The organism is Synechococcus sp. R8-2 (assembly GCF_047461715.1).
In the GTDB taxonomy this organism is placed as follows: Bacteria; Cyanobacteriota; Cyanobacteriia; order Thermostichales; family Thermostichaceae; genus Thermostichus.
Window position 1 is genome coordinate 1 of record NZ_JANSHQ010000575.1, and the last position, 3,857, is coordinate 3,857.

Annotated in this window: 5 protein-coding genes and 1 pseudogene; 3 read left to right on the plus strand and 3 right to left on the minus strand. The window is 58.6% G+C overall.

What is annotated here, in order from left to right:
- Positions 1–441: 441 nt before the first annotated feature.
- From rimI to NW819_RS12630, 3 genes are read right to left on the minus strand one after another with little or no spacing between them, the layout of a single operon-like run.
- The gene (rimI, locus tag NW819_RS12620; protein WP_414351014.1) at positions 442–975 is read right to left on the minus strand and encodes a ribosomal protein S18-alanine N-acetyltransferase; all 534 of its coding nucleotides are present in this window, start codon (positions 973–975) and stop codon (positions 442–444) included.
- A gap of 6 nt (positions 976–981) precedes the next feature.
- Positions 982–1,431 carry a hypothetical protein gene (locus NW819_RS12625; RefSeq protein WP_414413958.1) on the minus strand — a complete coding sequence of 150 codons (450 nt, stop codon included), beginning with the start codon at positions 1,429–1,431 and terminating at the stop codon, positions 982–984.
- Complete coding sequence (locus NW819_RS12630; protein WP_414413959.1) at positions 1,428–2,570, minus strand: 5-(carboxyamino)imidazole ribonucleotide synthase; 1,143 nt, start codon at positions 2,568–2,570, stop codon at positions 1,428–1,430. The genes NW819_RS12625 and NW819_RS12630 overlap by 4 nt, the downstream gene beginning before the upstream one ends.
- Before the next feature lie 142 nt (positions 2,571–2,712).
- Between NW819_RS12630 and NW819_RS12635 the strand changes: the two genes are divergently transcribed.
- The 3 genes and pseudogenes from NW819_RS12635 to NW819_RS12645 form a co-directional block, all read left to right on the plus strand.
- Complete coding sequence (locus NW819_RS12635; RefSeq protein WP_414329471.1) at positions 2,713–2,907, plus strand: hypothetical protein; 195 nt, start codon at positions 2,713–2,715, stop codon at positions 2,905–2,907.
- Between the two features lie 151 nt (positions 2,908–3,058).
- Positions 3,059–3,457 carry a hypothetical protein gene (locus NW819_RS12640; RefSeq protein ID WP_414329472.1) on the plus strand — a complete coding sequence of 133 codons (399 nt, stop codon included), beginning with the start codon at positions 3,059–3,061 and terminating at the stop codon, positions 3,455–3,457.
- A gap of 5 nt (positions 3,458–3,462) precedes the next feature.
- Positions 3,463–3,857 (plus strand): annotated as a pseudogene (locus NW819_RS12645) (tRNA (guanosine(37)-N1)-methyltransferase TrmD); the annotation flags it as partial.

Below are 3,857 nucleotides of genomic sequence, written 5' to 3' on the forward strand. Positions count from 1 at the left end.
AAATATATATTGAAGCAGAAATGTCGGATCTCGAAATAAAACTTTACATCTTATTAGCCCAAGGACTCCAGCCGTAAGTTGAAGCTCTGATCGGCCACCAAACGGCAAGGATCGAATTCAAGTTGTTGATACCGCAGATTATAGCTTTTCCCCACCGAGCAGGAGCTTTGTAGATTAAGTCAGGATCTCTGTTGTGCGATGGATGCGGCTGCATTGGCTAGAGTCAGTGTTGCTGGGAGGAACTGTAGCGGGCAGTTTGCATCCACAGAATGAGAGCATTTTGATGACCTATATAAAGAATCAAACGGGCAATCGACACTCGGTCAATGGGTTGGATCCCCTGTAGCCTTGATATGCTTAGCCTATTGGCTTGCTCACTGTCTGGCCTAAGGTGTATCCCGAAATACGTTTGCAGTTCTTCAATTTACAATTGATAGCCTTCTAAATCGGTTTCTTCCAATACACCAGCGCATCTTCTCCGTTGTAATACCCCTTGCGACGTCCCAGCCGTTGAAACCCTGCCGATTCGTACAGGCGGATTGCCGCTTGATTGGAAGCCTTTACCTCCAGAGTGGCCCAGCGGCAGCCTGCTGCTCTCGCTTGGTTCAGCAGTTCTTCCAGAATCCGCCGGCCCAAGCCCTGTTGCCGGTGCTCGGGATCCACCGCCAGAGAGATGATATGTGCTTCTTCTTCAATACGCCAGAGAATGCCGAAGCCCACCAGCTCTTTTGTCGTCTGCGTCGGCGAAGTGGGGTTTGGAGAGGGAAGGGGAAACTCGGCTCGGCCCGAGCCACACGAAGCGCCAACGGCAGCGGGTTCCGCCACTACCCCAATCACCGTGCTTGTGGGTCGTTCCAGCTCCGCTCGATATCCCTGTTCTCCCCAGTATCCCCCATAGCACCGCCGATCCAGCTCCAGCAGTTGGGGCAGGGCAGTGATGTCCAACAGCTGCAGCCGATAACTCGTACCGCTCATGGTGGCCTAGTCTCGCAATTCGCAGAATTCCGCCAACAACAACTGCCCCAAGGGATCGTCATCGGGAGCCGCGTAGGGCAAGGCTCTGCGGCTGATGCTCAAGATGTTGCCCCCCGATTGGGGATGGTGCTCCGCACCGCTTTCGCGAACAGGCTTGAATTCGTAGTCGATCCCTTCGGTGAAGCCGGCTTCCTGTAGGTAGTCTTGGGCGGCTTTGAGGATCCCTTCTCGCAGTTGCGCTTTGACCGCAGGGGCCATGAGGTGGCGAACAAACCACTGGGCGCTGGCGGGATCCACCTCGGCCAGGTATTGGAGGGCAGGGGTCAACACAGCAGGGCGCTCTTGAGGGGACAAGCCGTTCACCTGCTGAGCTACCGCGGGCACATCCCGCCGTTGCATCGCCTGGATCAGGGCTTGTGTGGCTGGAGAAAATGAGGGATCCGACACTTGGCTCATGGCTGGGGGTACCAGAGGGATTCGAGGGTGCGGACAAGGGCTGCTGCTTCGAAAGGAGAGGGAGCAGTCGGCAGACAGACGGTTACATGGCCCAGTTTTCGCCCTGGGCGGGCAGGGGTTTTGTGGTACCAATGCACCGTGGCATTGGGGAGCTGGGCCAGGCGCTGCCGCTTTTCTGGGTAATCGCCGGTGGCATGCTCATAGCCCAAGAGATTGACCATCACTGCCCCCCCACACTTGAGGGAGGGATCCCCCAAAGGCAGGCCGAGGATGGCCCGCAGGTGTTGCTCGAATTGTGAGGTGCGGCAGGCTTCTAGGGTGTAGTGGCCGGAATTGTGGACCCGCGGCGAGATTTCGTTGATCCAGATCCCGGCCTTGGGGTGGGGCGGCGGCACCCAGAACAGCTCGATGCCAAACACGCCAACTGCACCCAATTTTTCCATCAGATCGGCTGCCAAGCGCCGGATCTCGGCCTCGGTGGTTGGGGGGATGCGGGCAGGCACCAGGACATGGCGGCAGATTTGCTCAATCTGCACAGTTTCCACCACCGGATAAACCCGGATCTCTCCCTTCAGCCCCCGCGCCACCATCACCGCCAACTCCCGCTCAAACGGGATCCATTCCTCCAGCAATAGCGGGATCCCCTTGGATTGGCCAATGGCCTGCTGCAAAGCCACTCGGTCGCGCAAGATGCAGGTGCCCTGCCCATCGTAGCCCTGTCGCCGTCGCTTGAGCACCACCGGAAAGCCCAACCCGGCCAGGTCTGCCGAATCCAACACCGCCTCCAGCGGGAAGAAAGCCGGCACCGGCAACCCCAACCGCGCCAGGAACTGCCGTTGGTGCAACTTGTCCAGCAGCGGCTCTAGCGTGCTGAGGCTGGGACGAAAGCGGGATCCCTCCGGATCCAGTTTTTTCAGCTCCGGCAGAGGGATAAACTCGTTTTCAAAAGTAACCACCGGGCAGCGCTCCAACAACTGGGCCGTGGCCTGGCTGTCGGCTACGGATCCCCAAACCACCCCATCGGCCACTGCCACCGCCGGATCGGTGGGAGCAGCAGCCTGCACCACCAGCGGGATCCCCATCTGGCGAGCTGCCAAGGCCAACATCTGCGCCAACTGCCCGCCGCCAATCACCCCCACAGGTTGGGATCTCTGGTCTTTTGAGGATACCTGGGTTTCCACAGCCGTACCGTTATACTGGGTGGTGGGCCGCTGTCCATTGCTTCTTGGATCCAGAACCCCATTATGGGACCCCTTGCCCTGCAGCGCTAGGAGAAAAACGGTGGAACCCTCTCAACCCTCTGAGCTGAGAGCTCTAATCAACCGGGCTTTGGCGGACAAAGTCTTGACTCGCGCCGAGCAACAGCAGATTCTCAGTGCCGTCATGGCCGATCAAGAAATTTCCCCAGAAGAGCACGAACTGCTGGAATCGATTGTGGAGCGCCTAAACAGTGGCGAGATCCGCGCTGTCGATTGAGCCCTGCCTTAAGACTGAGAGTGTCCCTAGGATTTTGGAGAATTGGATCCCAGTCTGTCCTTCGGCGCTGGGTATTCAGTCTGCAATGCTTGGGTCAATCCCGGTGGGTGGATCGCCTAGAATAATCCACAACCCACCTCTTTCTGCTGCCATGAGTTCTCACTCTTCAGATTGGTTCACGCGGGCTCGCCACATTTTTTACGGCACGGCCACCGCTCTGGTGGAGATCCTGCAAGACCCGGAAAAGCGCACCGAAAACCTCAACCGCCTCTCGATGGACTTGGGACAACTGGCGGCGGAGCTGGAGCAAAAGGGAGAGTTGATCGAGCAGGAGGCAGTTCGTTACGTTGAGAGTCTCAGGGATCCAGCCGCCAACGCCCCCTCGGCAAGTCCTGACTCTGAAGCGCCTGTCGAGAATGCTCCCCCGACACCAGCTTCCTCCCCCAACAAGCCGGCTATCTCCAGAGAAGAGATGGCTGAGTTGATGGAGCTGATCCATCAGATTGAGTCCTTGCGCCTGGATTTGGAGCGGTTGCGCACCTCGTCCTGAGTCCTGTGCGGTTCGATATCCTTACCCTTTTCCCCGAATTTTTTGAAACGCCGCTGCGCATTGGGCTGGTGGGCAAAGCCCTACAGCAGGGGATCGCCGAAGTCCACTGCACCAATCCACGCGACTTCGCCACCGATAAGCACCGCCGTGTCGATGATGAGCCCTACGGGGGTGGGGTGGGCATGGTGCTCAAGCCAGAGCCTTTCTTCGCTGCTGTCGCCTCCCTGCCCCGGTTGGATCCCTGCGAGATCATCCTGCTGACGCCCCAGGGGCAACCGCTAAACCAGGCGCTGCTGCAGGAGCTGGCCCAGAAGGCGCAGCTGATCCTGCTGTGTGGCCAGTACGAAGGCTTTGACGAACGCATCCGCCAATACCTGGCCACCCGCGAGGTGTCGCTGGG